This is a genomic window from Streptacidiphilus sp. PB12-B1b (genome assembly GCF_014084125.1).
Lineage (GTDB): Bacteria > Actinomycetota > Actinomycetes > Streptomycetales > Streptomycetaceae > Streptacidiphilus.
The window spans coordinates 2,972,953-2,996,361 of sequence record NZ_CP048405.1 but is presented as its reverse complement, the minus strand read 5'-3'; the positions used below and the strand labels follow the sequence as shown (position 1 = coordinate 2,996,361).

At 74.8% G+C, this 23,409-nt stretch carries 22 protein-coding genes; 15 read left to right on the top strand and 7 right to left on the bottom strand.

Going from position 1 to position 23,409, the window contains the following annotated elements:
- The first annotated feature begins 50 nt into the window (after positions 1 to 50).
- Both GXW83_RS13570 and GXW83_RS13565 read left to right on the top strand, forming a co-directional pair.
- Positions 51 to 1,286: a S53 family peptidase gene (locus GXW83_RS13570; RefSeq protein WP_182443322.1), complete on the top strand. Its 1,236-nt coding sequence runs from the start codon at positions 51 to 53 to the stop codon at positions 1,284 to 1,286.
- Between the two features lie 136 nt (positions 1,287 to 1,422).
- A complete protein-coding gene (locus GXW83_RS13565) occupies positions 1,423 to 1,785 on the top strand; it encodes a helix-turn-helix transcriptional regulator (protein WP_182443321.1) in 363 nt (120 codons plus the stop codon).
- 4 nt (positions 1,786 to 1,789) lie between these two features.
- Here the strand turns inward: GXW83_RS13565 and GXW83_RS13560 are convergent, their stop codons facing one another.
- The 3 genes from GXW83_RS13560 to GXW83_RS13550 all read right to left on the bottom strand — a co-directional run bounded on the left by GXW83_RS13560 (position 1,790) and on the right by GXW83_RS13550 (position 4,212).
- The gene (locus tag GXW83_RS13560; RefSeq protein WP_182443320.1) at positions 1,790 to 2,629 is read right to left on the bottom strand and encodes a glutaminyl-peptide cyclotransferase; all 840 of its coding nucleotides are present in this window, start codon (positions 2,627 to 2,629) and stop codon (positions 1,790 to 1,792) included.
- Entirely contained in the window at positions 2,626 to 3,462 is an 837-nt protein-coding gene (locus tag GXW83_RS13555; RefSeq protein ID WP_182443319.1) for a trypsin-like peptidase domain-containing protein, read from the bottom strand. The genes GXW83_RS13560 and GXW83_RS13555 overlap by 4 nt, the downstream gene beginning before the upstream one ends.
- A gap of 117 nt (positions 3,463 to 3,579) precedes the next feature.
- Positions 3,580 to 4,212 (bottom strand): TetR/AcrR family transcriptional regulator, encoded by a 633-nt coding sequence (locus GXW83_RS13550; protein WP_182443318.1) that lies wholly within the window; start codon positions 4,210 to 4,212, stop codon positions 3,580 to 3,582.
- Between the two features lie 104 nt (positions 4,213 to 4,316).
- On the opposite strand from GXW83_RS13550, the gene GXW83_RS13545 reads away from it, so the two are divergent.
- The 3 genes from GXW83_RS13545 to GXW83_RS13535 all read left to right on the top strand — a co-directional run bounded on the left by GXW83_RS13545 (position 4,317) and on the right by GXW83_RS13535 (position 8,006).
- The gene (locus tag GXW83_RS13545) at positions 4,317 to 5,495 is read left to right on the top strand and encodes a CaiB/BaiF CoA-transferase family protein (protein WP_225446960.1); all 1,179 of its coding nucleotides are present in this window, start codon (positions 4,317 to 4,319) and stop codon (positions 5,493 to 5,495) included.
- 178 nt (positions 5,496 to 5,673) lie between these two features.
- Positions 5,674 to 6,846 (top strand): thiolase family protein, encoded by a 1,173-nt coding sequence (locus tag GXW83_RS13540; protein ID WP_182443316.1) that lies wholly within the window; start codon positions 5,674 to 5,676, stop codon positions 6,844 to 6,846.
- Between the two features lie 251 nt (positions 6,847 to 7,097).
- Positions 7,098 to 8,006, top strand: a complete 909-nt coding sequence (locus GXW83_RS13535) for a hypothetical protein (RefSeq protein ID WP_182443315.1) — start codon at positions 7,098 to 7,100, stop codon at positions 8,004 to 8,006.
- Here the strand turns inward: GXW83_RS13535 and GXW83_RS13530 are convergent.
- On the bottom strand, positions 7,994 to 10,345 hold the full coding sequence (locus tag GXW83_RS13530) for a lectin (RefSeq protein WP_182443314.1): 2,352 nt from the start codon (positions 10,343 to 10,345) through the stop codon (positions 7,994 to 7,996). The two genes, GXW83_RS13535 and GXW83_RS13530, sit on opposite strands and share 13 nt — an antisense overlap.
- A 240-nt stretch (positions 10,346 to 10,585) precedes the next feature.
- Between GXW83_RS13530 and GXW83_RS13525 the strand changes: the two genes are divergently transcribed.
- Both GXW83_RS13525 and GXW83_RS13520 read left to right on the top strand, forming a co-directional pair.
- Positions 10,586 to 10,789, top strand: a complete 204-nt coding sequence (locus tag GXW83_RS13525; RefSeq protein ID WP_182443313.1) for a hypothetical protein — start codon at positions 10,586 to 10,588, stop codon at positions 10,787 to 10,789.
- The gene (locus tag GXW83_RS13520; RefSeq protein ID WP_182443312.1) at positions 10,786 to 11,214 is read left to right on the top strand and encodes an SRPBCC family protein; all 429 of its coding nucleotides are present in this window, start codon (positions 10,786 to 10,788) and stop codon (positions 11,212 to 11,214) included. The genes GXW83_RS13525 and GXW83_RS13520 overlap by 4 nt, the downstream gene beginning before the upstream one ends.
- Positions 11,215 to 11,260: 46 nt before the next feature.
- On the opposite strand, the gene GXW83_RS13515 is transcribed toward GXW83_RS13520, so the two are convergent.
- Positions 11,261 to 11,464 carry a DUF1918 domain-containing protein gene (locus tag GXW83_RS13515; protein ID WP_182443311.1) on the bottom strand — a complete coding sequence of 68 codons (204 nt, stop codon included), beginning with the start codon at positions 11,462 to 11,464 and terminating at the stop codon, positions 11,261 to 11,263.
- A 163-nt stretch (positions 11,465 to 11,627) separates the two neighbouring features.
- Here GXW83_RS13515 and GXW83_RS13510 point away from each other — a divergent pair, with 163 nt between their 5' ends.
- Positions 11,628 to 11,972: a VOC family protein gene (locus GXW83_RS13510; RefSeq protein WP_182443310.1), complete on the top strand. Its 345-nt coding sequence runs from the start codon at positions 11,628 to 11,630 to the stop codon at positions 11,970 to 11,972.
- Here the strand turns inward: GXW83_RS13510 and GXW83_RS13505 are convergent.
- The gene (locus GXW83_RS13505; RefSeq protein ID WP_225446959.1) at positions 11,969 to 13,075 is read right to left on the bottom strand and encodes an enoyl-CoA hydratase/isomerase family protein; all 1,107 of its coding nucleotides are present in this window, start codon (positions 13,073 to 13,075) and stop codon (positions 11,969 to 11,971) included. The genes GXW83_RS13510 and GXW83_RS13505 overlap by 4 nt on opposite strands.
- A gap of 171 nt (positions 13,076 to 13,246) precedes the next feature.
- On the opposite strand from GXW83_RS13505, the gene GXW83_RS13500 reads away from it, so the two are divergent.
- Positions 13,247 to 13,600 carry a MazG-like family protein gene (locus GXW83_RS13500; protein ID WP_182443309.1) on the top strand — a complete coding sequence of 118 codons (354 nt, stop codon included), beginning with the start codon at positions 13,247 to 13,249 and terminating at the stop codon, positions 13,598 to 13,600.
- Between the two features lie 40 nt (positions 13,601 to 13,640).
- Here the strand turns inward: GXW83_RS13500 and GXW83_RS13495 are convergent, their stop codons facing one another.
- On the bottom strand, positions 13,641 to 15,260 hold the full coding sequence (locus GXW83_RS13495; protein WP_182443308.1) for an APC family permease: 1,620 nt from the start codon (positions 15,258 to 15,260) through the stop codon (positions 13,641 to 13,643).
- A 162-nt stretch (positions 15,261 to 15,422) separates the two neighbouring features.
- Here GXW83_RS13495 and GXW83_RS13490 point away from each other — a divergent pair, with 162 nt between their 5' ends.
- The 6 genes from GXW83_RS13490 to GXW83_RS13465 all read left to right on the top strand — a co-directional run bounded on the left by GXW83_RS13490 (position 15,423) and on the right by GXW83_RS13465 (position 23,381).
- Positions 15,423 to 17,192, top strand: a complete 1,770-nt coding sequence (locus tag GXW83_RS13490; protein WP_182443307.1) for a cholesterol oxidase substrate-binding domain-containing protein — start codon at positions 15,423 to 15,425, stop codon at positions 17,190 to 17,192.
- Positions 17,193 to 17,542: 350 nt separating this feature from the next.
- Entirely contained in the window at positions 17,543 to 18,652 is a 1,110-nt protein-coding gene (locus GXW83_RS13485; RefSeq protein WP_182443306.1) for an ATP-binding SpoIIE family protein phosphatase, read from the top strand.
- Between the two features lie 17 nt (positions 18,653 to 18,669).
- Positions 18,670 to 19,485: an SAM-dependent methyltransferase gene (locus GXW83_RS13480; RefSeq protein WP_182443305.1), complete on the top strand. Its 816-nt coding sequence runs from the start codon at positions 18,670 to 18,672 to the stop codon at positions 19,483 to 19,485.
- An 85-nt stretch (positions 19,486 to 19,570) separates the two neighbouring features.
- On the top strand, positions 19,571 to 20,392 hold the full coding sequence (locus GXW83_RS13475; protein ID WP_182443304.1) for a glycerophosphodiester phosphodiesterase family protein: 822 nt from the start codon (positions 19,571 to 19,573) through the stop codon (positions 20,390 to 20,392).
- A gap of 25 nt (positions 20,393 to 20,417) precedes the next feature.
- Positions 20,418 to 20,870 (top strand): hypothetical protein, encoded by a 453-nt coding sequence (locus GXW83_RS13470; protein WP_182443303.1) that lies wholly within the window; start codon positions 20,418 to 20,420, stop codon positions 20,868 to 20,870.
- A gap of 192 nt (positions 20,871 to 21,062) precedes the next feature.
- Positions 21,063 to 23,381 (top strand): SpoIIE family protein phosphatase, encoded by a 2,319-nt coding sequence (locus GXW83_RS13465; RefSeq protein ID WP_225446958.1) that lies wholly within the window; start codon positions 21,063 to 21,065, stop codon positions 23,379 to 23,381.
- Positions 23,382 to 23,409: the final 28 nt, after the last annotated feature.

Sequence of the window (23,409 nt, the reverse complement as noted above, 5' to 3'; positions counted from 1 at the left end):
GTAGCCTTCTCGCACATTGCCGCCCACCCCCATACCAGGAGGCAGAACAGATGCATACCGCCCCCACCTCCCAGCTCCGGCGCTGGACCGTGCTCCCGCTGCTGGGCTCGGCCGCGCTGGCGGCCACCGCCCTGGTGGCCAGCACCCCCGCCAGCGCCCAGACCGCCCCCGCCGCGGCCACCTGGGTGCGCTCCTGCGCCGTGCCCCGCACCGTCGGCCAGATGGCCTGCGACGCGCTGCGGGTCACCGACACCACCGAGCACGTCAACGCCTTAGGCACGACCCCCAGCGCTGCCCCCTCCGGCTTCGGCCCGAGCGACCTGCTCAGCGCCTACAACCTGCCCGCCAACGGCGGCGCCGGCGAGACCGTCGCCATCGTGGACGCCTACAACGACCCCAAAGCGGGAGCCGACATGTCGGTCTACCGCAGCCAGTACGGACTGCCCGCGTGTACCAGCGGGGACGGCTGTTTCCAGCAGGTCAGCCAGACCGGGACGAGCACCCTGCCGAAGAACAACAAGGGCTGGTCCGGGGAGATCTCGCTGGACCTGGACATGGTCTCGGCGATCGCCCCCAAGGCGCACATCATCCTGGTCGAGGCCAAGTCCGCGAGCACCGCCAACCTCGGCGCCGCCGTCAACGAGGCGGTCAAGCTCGGCGCCAAGTTCGTCTCCAACAGCTACGGCGGCTCGGAGTCCTCCTCCGACCCGACGTACGACACTAAGTACTACGACCACCCGGGCGTGGCGGTCACCGCCTCCTCCGGCGACAGCGGCTACGGCGTCGAGTACCCGGCCGCCTCGCAGTACGTCACCGCCGTCGGCGGCACCTCGCTCAAGACCGCCTCCAACACGCGCGGCTGGACCGAGTCGGTCTGGTCCACCTCCTCCACCGAGGGCGCCGGCTCCGGCTGCTCCGCCTACGACGCCAAGCCCAGCTGGCAGACCGACAGCGGCTGCTCCAAGCGCACCGTCGCCGACGTCTCCGCCGTCGCCGACCCGGCCACCGGCGTCGCCGTCTACGAGACCTACGGCGCCAGCGGCTGGCAGGTCTACGGCGGCACCAGCGTCGCCTCCCCGCTGATCGCGGCCGTCTTCGCCGACGCCGGCACCCCGACCGCCGCGTACCCGGCGGCCGACCTCTACGCCCACCCGTCGGCCCTGAACGACGTCACCAAGGGCAAGACGGCCACCTGCTCGCCGACGTACCTGTGCGAGGCCGGGACCGGCTACGACGGCCCGACCGGGCTCGGCACCCCGAACGGCCTCACCGCGTTCACCGGCTGACCCTCCCCGGCTGACCTCCCCGGGCTCCCGGACGGGGTTCCGGCCGCCGCCTCCCCGGCGGCCGGAACCCCGCCAGACTCGCAGCCCCCGGCGCGCCCCCGGCGCCGCGCTGCACGGACGAATGCCAGAGAGAGACATGTCGAATCCGATAGCGCTGGAGCCGCCGCTCCTGCAGGACGGCCTCCTCCCCCGATGTCCGCCGGTCACCTCCGCGGAACTGTCCGAGGCGGACGCAGCCGCCATGGCACTCATGTTCAAGGCCCTGGCCGACCCGGTACGACTGCGACTGTTCTCCAAGGTCGCCTCGCACGCGGGCAAGGAAGCCTGCGTCTACGACATCCAGGACGTCGGCGTCTCCCAGCCGACCGTCAGCCACCACCTGAAGAAGCTGCGCGAGGCCGGGCTGCTCTCCTGCGAGCGGCGCGGGACCTGGGTCTACTACCGGGTCGAGCCCGGCGTGCTGGCCGCCATGTCCGCCCTGCTGGCCACCCCCCGCTGACCGCTCACCCGGTGCGCCCGGCGGGCACGAAGACGACCCGGTACATGGCCGGCCAGAACTTCCCGGTCAGCAGGAACTGCGGGCTGCCGGGGATCGCCGCGATCCCGTTGAGCACCGCCTCGCCGGTCCGGTCGGCCGGTCCGGGGGCGGACGGCCGCAGCGCGGAGGCGTCCGCGACGGCCGTGACCCGGCCGCTGGCCGGGTCGATGCGGAGCAGGTCGTCGCTCTTCCAGACGTCGGCCCAGACCGAGCCGCCCGCGCACTCCAGCTCGTTCAGGTCCGGGACCGGCCGCCCGGCGTCGGTCACCGCGACCGCGCCGAGCCGGGCGAAGCTCGCCGGGTCGCGGAAGGTCAGCCGGGCGCTGCCGTCGCTCATCACCAGCCGCCGCCCGTCGTAGCACAGCCCCCAGCCCTGGCCGGGGTAGCGCGTCTCGCCGAGGACGGCCAGATCGGACCGGCGGCGCGCCAGCGCGATCCCCTCGCGCCAGGTCAGCTGCCAGATCCGGTCGCCGACGACGGTGAGGCCCTCGCCGAACAGCCCGTTCGGCAGCGCCGACTGGGCCAGCACCGCCCCGCCGGGCCAGGCGGTGGCGGTCACGGCCGAGCGGCCGTAGAGCCCGCTGCTCTCGTAGAGCACCCCGTCGCGCAGTTCCAGGCCCTCGGTGAACCGGGTGCGGTCGTGCGGCAGCACCGCCAGCACCCGGACCGCCAGCCGCTCGGGCGCGGGCGCGCCCGGGGGCGCGGTGGCCGGTCCGCAGGCGGCGAGCACGGCGGCCGCACAGACGGCGAGGGCGGTGACGAGGGCGGCGAGGGCGGCTGCGCGGGTTCGTCGCCCGGGGCTCACGAGGCGGCGACGGCGCGGTAGTAGAGCGCGGCGATGTCGGGGCCGAAGTAGCTGCTGTAGGAGACGTCGGCGGTGGCCCCGCCGTGCTCGTGGCCGCCGAGCACACCGATCAGGGTGCCGCTGCCGCCGGTGGCGGTGCCCGCGTCGGCGAGCCAGGGCGAGCCGCTGGTGCCGCTGGTGAAGTCCGGGCAGTAGATCCACAGTTGGTGCTCGTCCAGCTGGTGCACGCGGTTGACGCAGCTGTGCGGGGTGTCGGCCCCGGTCGGATAGCCGATCAGGCCGACCGGTCCGGCGGCCCGGCCGAAGGCGATCGGGTTGCCGCCGACCATGTCCTGGATGTTGCGGCCGTCGCGCGGGCTCATGATCACGAAGGCCACGTCCAGGTCCGGGTCGGCCCTGCTCATCCAGCCCGCGTCCACCACGGTCCGCTCGGCCCACCACAGCCCCGCCGGGCCGTGGCCGGTGCTGTCGCCGGGCGAGAAGGACAGGCCGGTGCGGTAGTCGCGGTCGGGGCCGTCGTAGACGCAGTGCGCGGCGGTGACCAGCAGGTTGTGGTGCGGGCTGGCGACCACGCCGGCGGTGCAGAAGCCGTGCTCGGCGCCGCCCGGCGGCAGCAGCGCGCCGATGCGGTAGTCCGAGGGCAGCGCCAGCGTCCGGCTGCGGTCGCTGCTGCCGGGCGTCAAGGCCCGGTCGCGCGAGGGGGCGGCGGCGCGGCGGACCGGGCCGGGGGCGTGCTGCGGCGCGCCGACACCGGCCAGCGCCGTCCCTGTGGCGAGCAGCGCGCAGGCGGCGCGGCACAGCGCCAGGCGCAGCGACCCGGGAGCGGACCGCACGCGCTCCCGTCGGAAGCCCATGCAGCCAACAGTGCGACAAGCTGCTTGTCCGAGAGCGGCCGACACGCCCCCGGTCACCCGTTCGGCAGCCGGGTCCGTTTCAGCGGCGGGGCCCGTTCAGCGGCGGGGCCCGTTCAGCGGGGGTGCTGCGGCGACCGGGCGGCGGGTGGTCCGGGGCCGGTACTCGACCAGGGCGAAGGCCAGCGCGACATAGTGCTCGACCAGGTCACGCTGGGTCAGCTCGCCCTCGGGCCGCCACCACTGGGCGATGGCGTTGCACATGGCGATGACGGCCCGGCGGGCGTCGTCCGGGTAGGGGGTGGCGAACAGGCCGCCGTCCACGCCCTCCTGGATGGCCTGCTGGAACTGCCGGGTGCCGCGCGCCACGCCGGCGCGGTAGGCGCGCAGGTTGTCCGGGTCCAGGCTGCGCTCCTCGGTGAGGGTGATGCTGCTCTTGACCGGGTACTCGGTGCGGAACCGGACGGTCGCGGTGACCAGCGCCTCCAGCCGCTCGGCCGGATCGCCGCCGACCTCGCGCAGGGCCTCCTCGCAGGTGGCGAAGTAGGCGGCGACCCCCTCGTCCAGGATCGCCACCAGCAGGTCCTGCTTGCCCGGGTAGTAGTGGTAGAGCGCGGACATGCTCATTCCGGCCCGCTGCGCGATGTCCCGGATCGACACGGCGGCGTAGCCGCGCTCCACGAACTCCTCGCGGGCCGCGTCGATGATCTGCTGCTGGCGGGTGGGGCGCATAGGCCGAATCATAGGCGGGCCGGGTGGCCGCGACCGATGGACAGCGGAGCCCCCGCGCCCTAACTTAGCGAATGTTCGAATTCTTTGCCGGGAGGAGCGATCAGGTGTCCGAGGACGTCCCCACCCCCGCCGCCACGGCTCCCGTCGGCGGCCCGCTGGCCGGGCTGACCGTGGTCGAGCTGGGCGGCCTCGGACCGGGGCCGTTCGCCGGGATGCTGCTGGCCGACCTCGGGGCCGAGGTGGTCCGGGTGGACCGCCCGGTCGAGGCCGGGCGGCCGTCGATCTTCCCGGTGCTGCACCGGGGCCGCCGCTCGGTGGCGCTCGACCTGAAGCACCCGCAGGGCGCGCAGGCGGCGCTGCGGCTGATCGACCGCGCCGACGCGGTGCTGGAGGGATTCCGGCCGGGCGTCGCCGAACGGCTGGGCCTGGGCCCGGAGACCTGCCTGGCCCGACGCCCGCGGCTGGTCTACGGCCGGATGACCGGCTGGGGCCAGGACGGACCGCTGGCACCGCAGCCCGGCCACGACATCAACTACATCGCGCTGACCGGCGCGCTGCACGCGATCGGCCCGGCCGACGGCGACCCCGTCGTCCCGCTGAACCTGCTGGGCGACTTCGGCGGCGGCGGCATGCTGCTGGCCTTCGGCATGGTCAGCGCCCTGCTGCGGGTGGCCAGGGGCGGCGCCGGGCAGGTGGTGGACGCGGCCATGACCGACGGCTCGGCGCTGCTGATGGCGATGGCCTACGGCTTCCTCGGCCAGGGCGTCTGGCAGGACCGGCGCGGCGTCAACCTGCTGGACGGCGGCGCCCCCTTCTACGGCGTCTACCGCTGCGCCGACGGCGGCCATGTCGCGCTCGGCGCCCTGGAGCCGCAGTTCTACGCCGCCTTGGTGGACGGCCTGGGCCTGGCCGGGGACGCGGACTTCGCCGACCAGGGCGACCAGGAGCGCTGGCCGGCGATGCGCGCCAAGCTGACCGCCGCGTTCGCCGCCGCCGACCGGGACCACTGGACCGGGCACTTCGCCGGGACGCCCGCCTGCGTCACCCCGGTGCTGACCATGGCCGAAGCCCCGCTGGACCCGCACAACCGGGCCCGGGGCACCTTCCGCACCGGCTCCGGCGGCGCCGCCGAGCCCGCCCCGGCTCCGCGCTTCAGCGGCAGCCCCGCACCCGATCCGGCGGCTGCGCCCATCGTCGGCGCCGACACCGACCGGCTGCTGCGGGCCGCCGGGCTGACCGCCGACCTGATCGCCGAACTGCGCCGGGAGGGCGTCGCGGGCTGACGCCGAGCGCCCGGCGCGCGGGGGTCGGCGTCCGGCGTGGGAGCGTGGTGGCGTGGACGGCGCGGGCGGCCTGGACCATCCTGGACAGGGCACCCGCACGGCGCTAACTTATCGATCGTTCGAACGGCCTCGGCCCGGCCCCACACCGTTCCCCCTCTCCCGTTCCAAGGAGCACTCCATGCGTGACGCAGTCATCGTCGACGCGGTCCGTACGCCGGTCGGCAAGGGCAAGCCCGGCGGCGCGCTGTCCGGCGTGCACCCGGTCGACCTGTCGGCGCACGTGTTGAAGGCCCTGGCCGAGCGCACCGGGCTGGACCCGGGCACGGTGGACGACGTCATCTGGGGCTGCGTGTCGCAGATCGGCGAGCAGACCGCCTGCGTGGGCCGCTACGCGGTCCTGGCCGCGGGCTGGCCCGAGCACGTCCCCGGGGTGACCGTCGACCGCCAGTGCGGCTCCTCGCAGCAGGCGGTGCACCAGGCCGCGGCGGGCGTCATCGCCGGGCAGTACGACATCGCGGTGGCCGGCGGCGTGGAGTCCATGTCCCGGGTGCCGATGGGCTCGACCTTCGCCGGCGGGCACTTCGGCGAGCCGTACGGCCCGCTGGTCGCCGAGCGCTACCACCACCACCGCTTCGACCAGGGCGTCGGGGCGGAGATGATCGCCGCGGAGTTCGGGCTGACCCGCGCCGACCTGGACCAGCACGCGCTGGACTCGCACGCCCGGGCCGCCCGCGCCATCGACGAGGGCCGCTTCAAGGGCCAGATCGCCCCGGTGACGGTCACCGGCCCGGACGGGGAGCAGCGGGTCTTCGACACCGACGAGGGCGTCCGCCGGGGCGGCACGCTGGAGGCGCTGGGCGCGCTGAAGACCCCGTTCAAGCCGGACGGCGTGGTCTCCGCCGGGAACGCCTCGCAGATCTCCGACGGCTCCGCCGCGCTGCTGATCACCACCAGCGAGATCGCCGCCGCCAACGGCTGGACGCCGATCGCCCGCTTCCACACCGGCGTCGTCGTCGGCGCGGACCCGGTGACCATGCTCAAGGGCCCGATCCCGGCCACCGAGAAGGCGCTCAAGCGGGCCGGGCTCTCGCTCGACGACATCGGCGCGTTCGAGGTGAACGAGGCCTTCGCCTCGGTCTCGCTGGCCTGGCTGCGGGCCACCGGCGCGGACGGCGCGCTGCTCAACCCCAACGGCGGCGCCATCGCGCTGGGCCACCCACTGGGCGGCTCGGGTGCCCGGCTGATGACCACCCTGCTGCACCACATGCGCGACCGGGGCATCCGCTACGGCCTGCAGGCCATGTGCGAGGGCGGCGGCATGGCCAATGCGACCGTGCTGGAACTGATCTGACCAGAACGGTCTGTGTCCGAACTCACCTGTCGGCGACCTCACACCGGCCCGGCTCCCAAGCCCTCATATGCCCTCCCACCAGCCATTTCACCGGCCGGCGGGAGGGTATTGCGGGTCACCGGGGGCGCCGGTCGGTTTGCGTCACGGGGGAGCCCTCACGCAGGATCGCTGGGCACCGGGCCTCGGAGCTGTTCCTGTCGACGGCGGCCCGGTCTGCCAGTCAACGGGGGGTACGAAAGGTCTCCCACAGCATGTTCAAGCGCAGCGAAGCGAAGCACCGACGCCCGGTCTCCCGCACGGCGAAGAGTCTGGCCGCCGCGGGGGTCGCCACCGCCGCCATCGCCGCGGGCGCCACCGCCTGGGCCCAGCCCTCCTCCACGCCCGCCACGGTGACCGTGGACTCGCTCTCCGTCTCCCCGGCGTCGCCCTCGGCGGGCTCCCCGGTGACCGCGACCGCGCACCTGCACGCCGACCGCAGCCTGGACGTCGCCGGGCTGGCCATCGGCGTCCGCTCGGCGAGCGGCGCGCACGACGACTTCGCCGGGGCCGTCCCGGCCACGCTCGGCACCTCGGAGACCACCTTCGTGTCGCAGAGCCGGACCTTCCCGGCCGGGACGTACACCTACTTCGTCGCCTACGAGACCGGCGGCTCCTGGCACACCCTCACCCCGGTCGGCACCTTCACCTCCGGCGGACCCCGCCCCGCCGCCGCACCCGCTCCGGCCGACGGCAGCGCCACGGCCAAGCCCTCGGCCGCGCCCTCCACCAAGCCTTCGACCGAGCCGCCGTCCGCGACCAGGTCGGCCGCCCCGGCCCCGGCCGAGCCCAGGCTCACGGCCACGGCCCCCGTACGCGCCGCCGCCGGTGCCCCGGTCGCGTCGGCCGCCCCGAAGCCGCCCGGCGCCACGCCGACCGCACCGACCGCACCGACCGCACCGACCGCACCGACCAAGGCCGACAACGACGCCGCCGCAGCGCAGGCCGCCGCGCAGGCGGCGGCGCGCGGCAGCCGAGTCCGCCTACGCGGCGGCGACCGCCTCGCCGTCCGCCGCCGCGTCGCCCCTAGCGTCGGCTCCGGCCTCGGCGGCGACCGGCAGCAGCCAGCCGACCCCGTGAGCTGGGCGGGCGACGGCGTACCGGCGGCCGCTCAGGAGTCGTAGGAGGGCGGGGCCGCCGCCGGGTCCGAGGCCCAGCCGGGGTCGGCGGTGGTGCCCAGGTCGAAGTCCAGCCGTCCGCCGTTGCGGATCGCCTCGGCGGGGGCGTAGGCGCGGTCCCAGCGGCTGCCGTTCCACGTGGCCGCGTGGACGTAGGGGGCGTTGTCGGCGGCGCCCCGGCCGGTGACCACCAGCCTGCCGCCGGACGGCAGGGTGATCTCCGCGCTCGGGAAGAGCGGGCTGCCCAGGGCCAGGTCGGAGGTGCCGGGCGTCTGCGGGTACATGCCCAGCGCGGACCAGACGTACCAGGAGCTCATCTCGCCCAGGTCGTCGTTTCCGGCCAGGCCGGAGGGGCTGTCGGTCCAGATCTGGTCCTGCACCCGGCGGACCGCCCGCTGGGTGCGGTAGGGCGCGCCGACGTAGTCGTACTCCCAGGGGATGTCCAGGCTGGGTTCGTTGCGCAGGTCGGTGTGGCCGTCCGCGCCGGTCAGCGAGGACAGGTCGGTGTCGAGGAACGCCGCCATGGCGGAGTCGCCGCCCATGGCCCCGGCCAGTCCGTGCAGGTCGAACGGCACCATCGGGGTGTACTGCCAGGAGTCGCCCTCGACGAAGTCGGTCCCGGAGGTGGGGGAGAATCCGGGCGTCCAGGCGCCGGAGGCGTCGCGCGGCTGGATGAAGCGGCTGCCGGGGTTGAACAGGTGCCGCCAGTCCTGGGCGCGCCGGGCGAAGGCCGTGGCGTGCGCGGTGTCGCCGAGGGCGCGGGCGAGGGCGGAGACGGCGAAGTCGGCCGAGTCGTACTCCAGGGTGGTGGCGGCCGGTCCGTAGAAGTTGCAGCAGCCGTAGTGGCCGTCGCTGGGCAGGTAGCCGAGGCGCTCCAGGTAGTCCAGGCCCGGGCGGTTGCCGGTGGGGGTCTCGGCCTCGGCGACCATGCCGGTCAGGGCTTCGGCGCTGTCGAAGCCGGTGGCGCCGAACGCGTGGTAGTCGGCCAGGATCTGGTCGGCCGGATCGCCGACCATGACGTAGCTCTCGCCGTTGTTCTCCGACCACTTGGGGAACAGCCCGGTCTGGCGGCGGTCGTCGACCATGGACTGCGCGGCGTCGGCCGCCGCCTGCGGGTCGACCAGCGCCTCCAGTTGGGCCTGCGAGCGGTAGATGTCCCAGCCGGAGAAGTTGGCGTAGGCGGCGCGGTGGCCCCGGTCGACGGTGTGCACGGCCGCGTCGAAGCCGGGGTACTGGCCGTTGCTGTCGCTGATCACGTTGGGGTGCAGCAGCGCGTGGTAGAGCGCGGTGTAGAAGACGATCTGCCGGGCGCGGGTGCCGCCGGAGATCCGGATCCGGCCCAGCTCGGTGTTCCAGGCGCGCGCCGCCGCGTCGCGCACCGCGTCCAGATCCCAACCCGGGTTCTCGGCCACGCGGTTGGCGACGGCGTTGGCGGCGGACACGTACGACAGGCCGACCTTGGCCTGCACCGTGCGGGGGTGCGGGCCGGTGGTGTCGAAGCTCAGGTAGCCGTCCTGGAGCGTTCCGGTGGCGCCGCCGGTCCGCTGCGCCGCCGGGGCGGTACGGCCGTGCAGCACCGGCCGGTTGACCGGCTCCGGCGCGTCGGGCGGGACGTCGGCGGCGGGCGCGCTGGGCCGGGCCGCCGGGACGGCGAGCGGGCCGCCGCCGCTGAACGGCCGGTCGAAGACCATGTCGAAGTAGACGGTGTAGCGGTTGTGCGCGCCGCAGAAGCGTCCGCTGGTGACCTGCCCGCTGACCTCGCTGCCGTTGACCACGGTGAACCGGGCGCCGGTGGCCCGGGCCTGCCCGGCGGACAGCTTGAACACCAGGCCCGCCGCGGAGCCCGCGGGGAAGGTGAACCGGGCCATGCCGCTGCGGCGGGTGGCGGTCAGCTCGGTGGTGATCCCGTCGTCCAGGGCGACCGTGTAGGAGCCGGGCCGGGCCGACTCGCGGGCGTGCGAGAAGCCGTCCACCGCCGTGGTGTCCGCTGCGCCGAGGGTCGGCAGGACCGGGACGTCCCCGGCGGCCCGGCAGCCGGGCCCGGCCAGGTGGGTGAGGCTGAAGCCGGTGATCGCCGAGTCCCGGTAGTCGTAGCCGCCGCCGTCCGGCCGGGAGGGGGTGTCCGGGCTCCACTGGACCATGCCGAAGGGCAGATCCGCCCCGGGGAAGTCGTCCGCCGCGTTGGTGGTCCCGATGAAGGGGTCGACCAGCCCGGCGGGCGCGGCCACGGCGGCGGCAGCCGCGGGCGCCGCCGGGAGCGGCGACGTCCCGGCGCCCACCGCCAGCGCCGCGCCGACCGCCAGCAGCCGCAGGAGCGTGCCGTGCCGTCCACCCGTTCGTGCCATCCTCGGACGCTCCCTCATGACGCAGGCGGTCGGATCGCGGCGGCGGAGCCGGTCCGCCGCCGGATGTGAGCGTCTCGTCCAGGGCCGGGCTTCAAACGGCCCAGTGTTCATGATCACCCGCATGGGGTCGCGCGCCGGGCGGGGGCCGGAGCGTTTGCCCGGCGTCCGGGCACGGGCGCACGCTGAAGGGGTCACCGGTCCCGTCGGCGGGCCCGGGACGCGCACCGCGAGGAGGCGGCCATGTCCCCAGCGAGCATGTCCCGGCCGGGCACAGCCCGACCGGGCGACGAGACCCGCGACACCGGCCCGGTCACCGGTGCCGAGGCCGAGCACGAGGCCGAGCCGGACGCCATCGAGGCCGCCGAGGACGGGGGCACCTCCGACCAGGTCATGCACGCCCAGGAGGAGTCCAAGGCCGAGGGCGACCGGGACGGGGCCGGATGACCGCCCTGGAGCAGCGGATCGACGTCCACGCCCCGGCCGCAGCGGTCTGGGAGCAGCTGCACCGCGTCGGCGAGTACCCGCGCTTCGTCGAGGGCCTGCGCCGCGCCCGGGCCCACGGGCGGCACCGGGCGTCGCTGGACGTCGGCGACGGCGGGGGCGGGTGCTCGCTGGAGGCCGCCATCGACGACCGGGGGCGCGGGCGGCTGATGCGGCTGCGCACGGTGGACGGCCCGCCGCTGCGGGCGACGCTGGCGCTGCTGCCGCGCGACCCGCAGCACACCACCGTGCACCTGCGGCTGGAGTACGACCCGGCCGGGCTCGGCGCGGCCTTCGGCGGGCCGCGGGGCGAGGCGCAGGCCGACGCGGTCGAGCAGGCGGTGCGGGCGGATCTGCGCCGGTTCAAGGCGCTGGTGGAGGCCGACTGAGCGCCTGGGCGGGCCCGGTCAGCGGCGGTGCGCGCCGGGCGTCCGGTCAGCCGTGCGCGCGCTGGGCCTCGCGCAGCTCCACCGTGCAGTCGGGCCCGGGGTAGATCAGGCCCTCGTGGCCGTCCTCGAAGCGGACCAGGTACGGCGGCTCGCCCTCGGCGGCGCGGACCTCCAGGATCTCGCCGACCCGGTCCGGGGCGCCGACGTGGGCGCCCCTGATGTGAATACGGTCGCCTGCCTGCGCGTGCATCTCAGCGTCCCTTCGGTCCGGTTCCGTCCGTTCCCCCCTTCCACGGTACGACCGGGCCTTCCACGGTACGACCGGGCGCGGGGCCGCCGGGGAGGAAGGTCGGCGCGGGTTCGGGGAGAGTGGTAGACAGGCCCCCGCAGGGGGCGACAGGAGGTTGACGGCCATGATCAACGGTGCTCATGTGGTCATCCACAGCCACGATGCCGAGGCCGACCGGGCCTTCATCAGGGACGTCCTCGGCTTCTCCGGGGTGGACGCGGGCGGCGGCTGGCTGATCTTCAGGCTGCCCCCGGCCGAGGTGGCGGTCCACCCCACCGAGGGCTTCGCCCGGCACGAGGTCTACCTGATGTGCGACGACCTGGAGGCCACGCTCGCCGCCCTGACCGCCCAGGGGGTGGCGGTGGCGCCGATCGAGGAGCAGCGGTGGGGGCGGCTGTCCTCGATCACCCTGCCCAGCGGGGCGCAGCAGCCGGTCTACCAGCCGCTGCACCCGCTCCCGCAGGACTAGCCGAACAGCGGTCGCAGGCCGGCCGGGGCGAAGTGGCGCTCCACGGCGGCCCGGTCCACCTCGGCCAGGGTGGGCGGGGTCCAGTGCGGCGAGCGGTCCTTGTCCACGACCTGGGCGCGGACGCCCTCGACCAGGTCCGGCCCGGTCAGGGTGGCGCAGGAGACCCGGAACTCCTGCTCCAGCACCTGCTCCAGAGTGTCCAGGCGGCGGGCGCGGCGCAGCGCGGCCAGGGTCACCTTGAGCGAGGTGGGCGACTTGGCGGCGATCAGCCCGGCGGCCTCCTTGGCGTCCGGCTCGTCGCTGTCCAGCAGCCGGGCCAGGATCTCCTCGACGGTGTCGGCGCTGTAGCAGGCGTCGATCCAGGCGCGCTGTCCGGCCAGCCGCCCGGGCGGCGCCTCGCCGGAGTACTGCCGCAGCGCCTGCTCCACGTCCTGGTCGGCCAGGGCGGCCGCGAACTGCGGCAGCCGCGCGGCGGGGACGAAGGCGTCGGCCAGGCCGCACAGCAGCGCGTCGGCCGCGCCCACCGGGGCGGCGGTGAGCGCGAGGTGGGTGCCCAGCTCGCCCGGGGCGCGGGAGAGCAGGTAGGTGCCGCCGACGTCCGGGACGAAGCCGATCGTGGTCTCCGGCATGGCCACCGCCGAGCGCTCGGTGACCACCCGGACGCTGCCGTGCGCGGAGATCCCCACGCCGCCGCCCATGACGATGCCGTCCATCAGCGCGACGTAGTGCTTGCCGTGCGAGGCGCTCCCGGCCCGGCGGCCGAACCGGGCGATGCGGGCGTTCAGCCGGTACTCCTCGCGCCAGAAGCTGCGGCTGGCCTCGCCGCCTCCGGCCAGCACGTCCGCGCGGATCGCCCGGACGTCGCCCCCGGCGCACAGGCCGCGCTCCCCCGCGCCGCTGACGACGACGACCGCCACCGAGGCGTCCCGCTCCCAGGCGTCGAGCGCCGCGTCGATGCGCCGCACCATGGCGAGGTCGAGCGCGTTGATGGCACGGGGGCGGTTGAGCACGATCCGGCCGGCCCGGCCGTCGCGGTGCAGCAGCACCGACTCCTGCTGCGCGTCCGGTGCGGCGGCGGTGGTCTCACCCATGTGCTCACCCATGTGCGTGGAGCTTCCCTTCGGGGCGTGCGGCGGTTCGCGGCGGTCGGCGGCGGGCGGCGGCCGTGCCGGATCCGGCGGACGGTTCGGTCACACCGTAGTCGGTGGCCGACGGGCGGCGTCTGCCAGACTCGTCCCCGCCCGCCTCAGCAGCCTCCCAGCGAACGGACCCCCATGGACGAGGAAGCCTGGAACACCGTCGACACCCTCGCCGCCTGGCTGGAGCAGGCCAGCCACCTGCCGCCGGAGACGGGCACGCTGCTGCAGATCATGAAGATCACCGAGGAGGCCGGCGAGGTCGCCGAGGCCGTCCTCGGCGCCACCGGCCAGAATCCGCGCAAGGGCTACTCGCACACCTGGGAGGACGTCCAGAACGAGCTGTGCGACGTCATCGTCACCGCCATGGTCGCCCTCACCCGGCTCAACCCGGACGCCCGCAGCGTCTTCGCCGCCAATCTGGCCCGCATCCACGACCGCGCCCTGCCCCAGGCCCGCAGCAACGGCTCCGCGCCCGACGCGGCGAGCTGATCGGGCTGAGCGGGCGGAACGGGCTGAGCGGTCGCCTCGCTCAGGCCGGCTGGTCGGCCGGGGTGTCCAAGGCGGTGTCGGGCTCGGCCGGGGGCAGCGGGGTGGCGGCCAGGTGGCCGGCCGCGCCGCGCAGGCCGAGGACGTACCCGGCGACGCCGACGGCGGCGACCGCCACCGAGTCCCAGGGCGCGGGGATGACGTGGTGGCCGCCGAAGCTGCCGAGTGCCGAGAGCAGCAGCAGCGCCAGCAGGTAGAGCACCAGCCAGGCGCCGTTGGCCAGGTCGCGGCGGTCCCGGTCGTAGCGCAGCTGCTGGTAGGCGTAGAGCGCGACGGAGATCAGCAGCAGCGGCAGCGCGATCCGCAGGTTGGTCCAGCCCGCCCAGTAGAAGATCAGGGTGGCGACCACGAAGGCGACCGGGGCGATGATCCGGGTGCCGCGGACCCAGTTGGCCATCCGGGCCGGGTCGTTGCGGCGTACGGCGGCCTCGGCGACCAGGCTGATCGAGTAGGCGAACAGGCCCAGCACGCTGGTGGCGGCGACGATGGACTGCCAGTTGCCGAAGGGCAGCAGGAAGGCCGCGCCGACGACGAAGTTCAGCAGCAGGGCACGGCGGGGCACGCCGCTGCCGGGGTGCAGGGCGGTGAAGGAGCGCGGCAGCAGCCGGTTCTGGCCCAGGCCGTAGACCTCGCGGCTGGTCTCGGCGGTGAAGACCATGGCCGATCCGGCGGGCGAGACGATGGCGTCGGCGTACAGCACCCAGCTGAGCCAGGTGAGGTTGAGCGAGGTGGCGAGCTGGGCGAACGGCGAGTCGAAGTCGATGCCCTGCCAGCCGTGCACCAGGTCGGCGCCGGGTACGGCGCCCAGGAAGGCGAGTTGCAGGGCCAGGTAGACCACCATGGACAGCAGCAGCGCGGTCAGCACCGCCCGGGGGATGTCCCGGCGCGGGTTGCGGGCCTCGGCGGCGAGGTCGATCGGGCCCTGGAAGCCGGTGTAGGCGTAGATGACGCCGGCGGTGGCGATGGCGGACAGCGGCGCGGAGTAGCCGTAGGGCGCGAAGCCGCCGTGGCCGGCGCCGGTGACGTTGTGCGCGTGGAAGCCGGTGGCCAGCAGCAGCACCACGGTGAGCGCGGGCACGGCGAACTTGGCGATGGTGACGGCCAGGTTGACATGGGCGAACAGCCGCACGCCGAACCAGTTGAGGGCCACGAAGACGGCCATGAAGGCCAGGCCCAGCAGGATGCCGAGGGTGGTCAGCCGCCCGCCGCTGAACAGGCCGGGGACGTACTTGCTCATGTACTGGAGCATCGCGGCCGACTCGCTGGGCGGGTTGGTCGCGTAGGCGATCCAGATGCCGGTGCCGACCAGGGTGGCCACCAGCCGTCCCGAGGTGTGCAGCGGCCAGCGGACCAGGCCGCCGGCGACCGGCATGGTGGCGCCCAACTCCACCATCACCAGGGCGATCAGGACCAGCGCCAGGCCGCCGACCACCCAGGTGACCAGCGAGGCCGGTCCGGCGGCGGCCGCCGCGTGCATCGGGCTGAGCAGCCAGCCCGAGCCGATCACCCCGCCGAAGGCGACGGCGGTCAACTGCCAGAAGCCCAGGTGCCTGCGGAAGGAGCCCTCGGCCGGCGCGTCGTCACTCGCTAAATGAGTTGTCATCCCCCACCGCTACCCGCGCCGTCGCGCGGGCATTCGCCCGGGTGCCGCGGCTCTTGACTTCTCCCGGCCGCGGTCCCAGTTTCATGACTGACGGTCCATCAGCTGATGGGGCGTCAGGCATACTCCCCATACTGGCAGCCAGACGTGCGGAGGCACCCGGCCATGGCACACTCCCGACCCGAACCGGCCCCCGGCACCGGCCGCGACCCGCAGCTCTCGCGCCGCGCGCTGCTCGGCGGGGCCGCCGGGGCGCTCGCGCTCAGCGCCCTGCAGTGGAGCCCGCTCGGCCGCATCCCGGCCGCCGACGCCGCCTCCACCCTGGCCGTGCCACCGGACTTCCCCGACGGCATCGCGCTGTACCAGCAGACCTTCCAGAACTGGTCGGAGGAGGTCACCGTCGACGGCGTGTGGACCTGCGCCCCGAACAGCCCCGAGGACGTGGTGACCCTCGCCGACTGGGCCCGGGCACAGGGCTGGCGGCTGCGGCCGCTGGGAGCCGCGTACAGCTGGTCCCCGGTGGTGGTCGACACCGCGACGCCGCCGCAGGTGGTGCTGGTGGACTGCACCCAGCACCTCACCGCCGTCAGCGTCGCCCCGGGCACGCCCGCCGCCGTCACCGCGCAGCCCGGCGTCACCATGGACGCGCTGCTGGCCACGCTCAAGGCGGCCGGATACGGACTGACCGCCTTCCCGGTGCTGGGCTACGCCACCCTCGGCGGGGTGCTGGCCACCGGGGGCCGGGGCACCGGCGTGCCCGCGGTCGGCGAGACGCCCCTGCCGGGCCACACCTACGGCTCGGTGGGCAACCTGGTGACCAGCCTCACCGCGGTGGTCTGGGACGAGGACGCCTCCGCCTACGCGCTGCGGACCTTCCAGCGCACCGATCCGCAGATCCAGGCGCTGACCACCCACCTCGGCCGGGCCTTCGTCACCGAGGTCACCCTGCGCGTCGGCGCGGACCAACGGCTGCGCTGCCAGAGCTGGTTCGACGTGCCGGCCACCGAGATCTACGCCCCGCCGGCCACCGCCGGGCCCCGGTCGCTGGCGAGCTACCTGCACGACTCCGGCCGGGTGGTGTGCATCTGGTTCCCCTTCACCACCTCGCCCTGGCTGCGGGTGTTCACCCCGACGCCGGACCAGCCGTGGACCAGCCGGGCGGTCGGCGCCCCGTACAACTTCCCCTTCAACGACATCGTCCCCAAGTCGGTCTCCGACCTGCTCTCACAGATCGTCGCCGGGGACGCGGCGGCCACGCCCGGTTTCACCGCCGCGCAGATGGACGCCATCAGCGCCGGGCTGATCGCCACCGACAGCTGGGACCTGTGGGGCTGGTCCGCCGACATGCTGGCCTACGTCCGGCCGACCACCCTGCGCATCACCTCCACCTGCTGGAACGTCGTCACCAGCCGGGAGCTGGTGCAGCAGGTCGTCAGCGAGTTCTTCGCCGAGTACTCCGCGCAGCTCGCTGCGTACCAGGCGCGCGGCCTGTACCCGATGAACGGCCCGCTGGAGATCCGGGTCACCGGCCTGGACCAGGCCGCCGACTGCCTGGTCCCCGGAGCGCTGGGGGCGCAGCTCTCGCCGCTGCGCACCCGCCCGGACCATCCGGAGTGGGACACCGCGGTCTGGTTCGACATGACCACCGTCCCGATCACCCCCGGGAACCACGCCTTCACCGCGCAGATGGAGCAGTGGATCCGCGCCACCTACACCGGCTCGTACGGCGCGGTGCACGCCGAGTGGTCCAAGGAGTGGGCCAACACCCCGGCCGGGGCCTGGACCGACACCGCCGTCATGGGCAGCGACATCCCCGACTCGTACCGGGCCGGGCAGGCCGCGGACGACGGCTGGGACGCCGCGGTGGCCACCCTGGACGTCCTGGATCCGGCGCGGGTCTTCAGCAGCGCCTTCCTGGACGGCCTGCTGCGCTGAGCCGGGCGGGGCCGGGCCGCCGCGACGCCCTGCGCACACCGCTGCTGACGGCGCAATCGGCCGTAAGAAGGAGGCCGCCGTAGCGGAAGCGTGAACTCCGATCAACACAGAGTCATTCGCCTCCGGCAACCGCCATCCGGCTTTCCGAGCTGGCCGGTCGCCTCAGTAGAGTGTCCCGTACGGACCTTGGAGAGGACTCGGCTGGGAGGAGTTCCGGCGATGCTCGAGCTGTTCCCGCACACGGATCCGGACGGACATCCGCGCAGGCAGGCGACGCGCGCCGGTGCCGTCGATCCCCCGCGCACCACACCCGCCCGGGCGAGCTGGAGGACTCCCGCAACACCGAGTCGGTGCTGGAGCTGGCCGCCGCGCTCCAGCGCAGCCTGCTGCCGCAGCTGCCGTCGCAGCTGCCGGGCGTAGAGATCGCCTACCGCTACCTGCCGAGCAACGACGTGATACAGGTCGGCGGCGACTGGTTCGACGCCATCATGCTGCCGGGCAAGCGGATCGGCCTGGTCGTCGGCGACGTCATGGGGCACGGCGTCGCCTCGGCCATGATGATGGGCCAGCTGCGCACCGCCGTGCAGACCCTGGCCGTGCTCGGCCTGCCCCCGCACGAACTGCTGCGGCACCTGGACGAGGCCGCCCGGCGGCTGTCCGACACCCACCTGGCGACCTGCCTGTACGCCGTCTACGACCCGGTCAGCCGGCGCTGCACCCTCGCCAACGCCGGCCACCTGCCGCCGGTGCTGGCCCGCCCCGGCGAGCCCGGGCGGATCCTGGACATACCCACCGGCGTGCCCATCGGGGTCGGCGGGCACGCCTTCGACGCCGTCGAGTTCGACATCGACGACGGCGAGACCCTGGTGCTGTTCACCGACGGCCTGGTGGAGACCTCCAAGCGGGACTTCAGCGACGGCCTGGAGATCCTGCGCGCCGCCCTGCCGCTCCCCCGGGTGCCGCTGGAGGACGCCTGCGACACCGTCATCGAGGCCCTGGACACGGCCCCGCGGGGGGACGACGCCGCGCTGCTGATGGCCAGGTTCCGCTCCATCCCGGCCGCGAACGTCGCCCGGTGGTCGCTGGAGCCCGCGCCGCGCGCGGCCGGACAGGCCCGGCGGCTGGTCCGGCGCGCACTGGCCCGCTGGGATCTCGGGCACCTCTCCCCGGTGGCGGAGCTGCTGGTGACCGAGCTGGTCGGGAACAGCATCCGCTTCGCCTCCAGGCCGATCGGCCTGCGGCTGCTCCACACCGACACATTGACCTGCGAGGTCCACGACGACTCGCACACCCTGCCCGTCCCCAGGACGCCGCACGAGCTCAGCGAGAACGGGCGCGGCCTGTCGATCATCGGCTCGCTGTCGCACCGGTGGGGCACCAACCGCACCGACACCGGGAAGATCGTCTGGTTCGAGCTCGAACCGGGCCTGCCCGCCGCCGAACGGCCCCCGGGCCAGTGACCAGCCGAAAGGACACCATGACGGACCAGACGTGGATCCCCGCGGACGTCGACCCGGAGCGTCCGAGCATCGCCCGGATCTACGACTTCTACCTCGGCGGCAACCACAACCTGCCGGCCGACCGGGAGGCCGCCCGGCACGTGGTCGAGACCATGCCGGAACTCCCGGAGATCATGCGGGTCAACCGCGCCTTCCTGCGGCGCAGCGTCCGCTATCTGGTCGAGACGGCCGGCATCAGCAACTTCCTGGACCTGGGCTCGGGCATCCCCACCGTCGGCAACGTGCACGAGATCGCCCAGGCGTACGACCCGACCGCGCGGGTGGTGTACGTGGACAACGACCCGGTCGCGGTCGCCCACAGCCGGGAGATCCTGGCCGGGAACGACCGCGCGCTGATGGTCGCCGGGGACCTGCGGGACGCCCGGGCGGTGCTGGACGACCACGAGGTGGACCGGCTGCTCCTGCTCGGCCTCGGCGAGCCGATCGCGGTGCTGATGAGCGCCGTGCTGCACTTCGTCCCGGACGACGCGCAGGCCGCCGCGCTGGTCGCCGCCTACCGCGACGCCATGGCCCCCGGCAGCTACCTGCTGGTGTCCCACGCCAGCCGCCGGGTGGAGACCGGCGAGCACGTCAGGCGCGCCGCCGAGCAGTACTCGCAGACGGTGGCGCCGATGAAGCTGCGCTCGCTGGAGGACGTCACGGCGCTGCTGGACGGCTTCGAGATCCTCGACCCCGGCGTCGTCTACTGCGCCCAGTGGCGGCCCGACCCGGCCGACGGCCCGGTCCCGGCCGACCCGCACCCGCAGGTCTGCGCGCTGGCCCGCAAGCCCTAGCCGCCGGGCCGTACCGGGCCCGCCGGGCCCGCCGACTGCGCCATGATGGTGCCCAGCGGGTCGGACCGGCCGGGAGGGGGCTGTGATGGCGGTACGGGTGCACGGGCGCCGGTCGCAGGGGGCGGGCGGCCGGATGACGCTGGCGATAGCCCACCGGGGCGACCCGCTGCGGTTCCGCGAGAACACCCTGCCCTCGCTGCGCTCGGCGGTCGCCGAGGGCGCGGACTGGATCGAGGTGGACGTCAAGCTCACCCGGGACGCGGTGCCGGTGCTGCTGCACGACGACACCCTGCAGCGGCTGTGGGGCCACGACCGCCGCGTCGGGGCGCTGACCCGGGCCGAGCTGGACGCGCTCACCCGGACCGACCCGTACCGGATACCGGATCTGGCCGAGGCGCTGCGACTGGGCCGGGACAGCGGGGTGCCGCTGATGCTGGACACGGTGCGCCCGGCCGAGGGCCTGGCCGCGCTGGAGCTGGCCCGCACGCTGGGCTGCCTCGCCGGGACGGTCTTCACCGGGCCGCCGGAGGCCATGGCCGCCGTGCGCGCCGCCGCGCCGACGGCGGTGATCGCCATGAGCTGGGAGTCGCCGCTGCCGCCGCGGCCCGGGCTGCTGCGGCTGGTCCGCCCGGAGTACGTCAACCCGTACTACCGCTGGCTGGGCCCGGGACGGATCGCCCGGCTGCACGCCCGGGGGGTGAAGGTGTCCACCTGGACCGTCGACCGGGCCCCGACCATGGCGGCGCTGGCCGCCGCCGGGGCGGACGCGATCATCTCCAACGACGTGCGCACCCTGCGCCGCGTCCTCGGCCGCGCGGACGCGGGCCGCCCGGCCGCCGAGCATGGGGCGGGCACAGGGGTGACCGCAGGGCCCTCGGCCGGTTTGGACCCCGTCGACGGGGCGTGATCCACCGCTGCCTACACTCGGCCGGGTGACGAAGCTCTTCCTGATCCTGCATATTGTCGCGGCCATTGTCGCCATCGGTCCGGTCGCCGTCGCGGCCAGCATGTTCCCCCCAGTCGCGCGGCGCGCGCTGGCCGCCCCCGGCGAGGGCGACTCCGCCGCGACGCTGGGCGTCCTCAACCGGATCTGCAAGGTGTACGCGCTGGTGGCGATCGCGGTGCCGATGTTCGGCTTCGCCGCCGCCGGGGTGATGAAGGTGACCGGGCAGACCTGGGTGGTGGTCTCGATCGTGCTGACCGCGGTCGCCGCCGCCGTGCTCGGCGCGCTGGTGCTGCCCCGGCAGACCGCGCTGCTCAGTGCGGACACGGCGACCGTCAAGGGCACCAAGCAGCTGGCGATGGTCACCGGTGTCTTCAACCTGCTCTGGGTCGCGGTGACGGTCATCATGATCGTCCGGCCGGGGTCGACGCTGGGCCACTGATCGCGCCGGCCGGGCTGACCGCGCCGACCGGGCACCGACCGCCGGGGCCCGGATCGGCTCGGCCGACCGGGGCCGCCCAGAGGCGGCAAATGCCGCATAGGTACTACGGTAGGGCCATATGTCTGTGTTCATGTGCGCCCGCGCCGCGACCCGGCGCCCGCCCGCGCACCGGAGTGCGGAAGGGGCCGCCGGATGGGCAGCCAAGCCGACGGCGGACCCGCGCCGCTGCGGCCGGAGGAGGTGCTCGGCGCCGCCGGTATCGGCGTGTGGCGCTGGAACCGCCCCGGTGACCTGCTCGAACTTGATCCGGTCTGCGGGCGGCTGCTCGGCCTCGAGCCGCCGTCGGCGCAGCTGCCCGGCCGCCGGCTGCGCTCCCTGCTGCACGTCGAGGACTTCATCCGGCTGAGTGAGACGGTGCAGTTGGCCGTCGCCGAGCAGCGGACGTTCGAGGCCCGGGTCCGGGTGCTGACCGACCGGGGCGCGCTGCGCCGGGTGCTGCGGCTGCTGCTGGTGCCGGGCCCGCCGACCGGGCCCTATCCGGTCCAGGGCACGGCGGTGGAGGGCCGCTGGAGCGACGACCTCGGCCCCGGCCCCGCCCTGACCGGGCGTCCGGCCCCCGGCGGCGGCCGGAACGGCACCCGCCCGCTCGGCCCGATGATCCGGGACGGCGGCGGCGACCTGGCCGACGAGCTGCGGCAGATCGACGGGCTGAACCGGGCCCCGGGCAGCCTGTCCGCTCCGGCGGCGGTGCCCGCGCCGCAGCAACCGGCCGCCCCCGGGCCGGTGGTGCGGCCGGAGCGGGCCGACGCCCCGGTGGGCGACCTGCGCCGCTCCCGCGAGGCGTTCCTGCTCGACGCCGGGCGGGCGCTGGCCGAGGCCAGCACCACCAGCGAGGTGCTGCGGGTGGTGGCCTCGCTCTCCATGCCCGGCTTCTCGCCGGACGGCCTGGCGGTGTTCGGCGTCGAGGGCGCGATGCTGACCGTGGTCGGCCAGCACGGGCACCGCGAGGGCGACGAGGCGCCGTTCCGGATGTCGCTGGACACCGACTACCCGGCCGCCGAGGTGGTGCGCACCGGCCGCCCGGTCTACCTGGCCACGCCCGAGGAGTACCGCGCCCGCTACCCCACCACCTGGCCGCTGGCGGCGGGCTTCGGCCGCAACTCCTGGGCCTTCCTGCCGCTGGTCACGGCCGGGCGGACGATCGGCACCTGGCTGGCGGCCTTCCGCGAGCCGGTGCGGTTCACCCCCGACGAGCGCTCGGTGCTCTCCACCGTCGCCCGGATGCTGGCGCACGCCCTGGAGCGGGCCCACACCAACGAGTCGGAGCGGGCGCTGTCGCTGGGGCTGCGCCGCAGCATGGGCCAGAGCACCCCGGCGATCGAGGGGATGACCGTCGCCAGCCGCTACGTGCCCACCGGCGGCGGGCTGATGGTCGGCGGCGACTGGTACGACGTCATCGACCTGCCGGAGGGTCGGCTGGCGCTGGTCATCGGCGACGTCCAGGGCCATGACGTGCACGCCGCCAACCTGATGGCGCAGCTGCGGACGGCGGTGCACGCCTACGCCGCCGAGGGACACCACCCGGACGCGGTGCTGGCCCGCACCTCCCGCTTCCTGGCCGCGCTGGACGACGACCGCTTCGCCACGTGCGTCTACATCGAGGCCGATCCGGTGCGCGGGACGCTGGCCATCGCCCGCGCCGGGCACCCGCACCCGGTGCTGCGGATGCCGGACGGCACCTGCCTGATCCGGCACGTGGCCGGGGGGCTGCCGCTGGGGCTGATGCCGGAGGAGGAGGACTACCCGGTCACCACCATGGAGCTGCAGGTCGGCGAGGTGATGCTGCTGTGCACCGACGGGCTGATCGAGACCGGCGGCCACGACATGTACAGCGGCTGGGTGCGGGTGCGCGACACCATGTCCCCGGGGCCGGCCGACGATCTGGAGGGCATGGCCGACGCGCTGATCCGGGCCGTGCACGGGCCTGCCTCGCACCTGGGGCCCGGGCATCTGGCCGACCGCCGCGAGGACGACATCGCGCTGTTGCTGCTGCGCCGCGACCCGGTCGGCCTGGGGCCGGAACCGCCCGCCCGGCAGCTGGTGCTGACGGTCGGCCAGGACCAGCCGGAGCGGATCGCGGCCGTCCGCGCGGAGCTGCGGGCGGTGCTGCACGACTGGGCGGTGGAGGACCACGTGGACGCCGCGCTGCTGCTCGCCTCCGAGCTGCTGGCCAATGTGCTGGTGCACACCGACCGCGAGGCGACGCTGGTGGCGGGGGTGTACGGGCAGCCGGGCGGGCGCCGGCTGCGGCTGGAGGTCGCCGACCAGAGCGACGAGCTGCCGCACCGGCGTACGCCGGGCGAGATGGCCTCGTCCGGGCGCGGGCTGATCCTGCTGGAGCTACTGGCGGACCGCTGGGGCATGCAGCCGCGCGGCCAGGGCAAGTCCATCTGGTTCGAGCTGGACGAGGCGGGCGGCGCGAGCGGCGGCGGGCCGGGCGCGGAGGGCTGACTGCCGCTCCGGGCCCGGCCCACGGGGT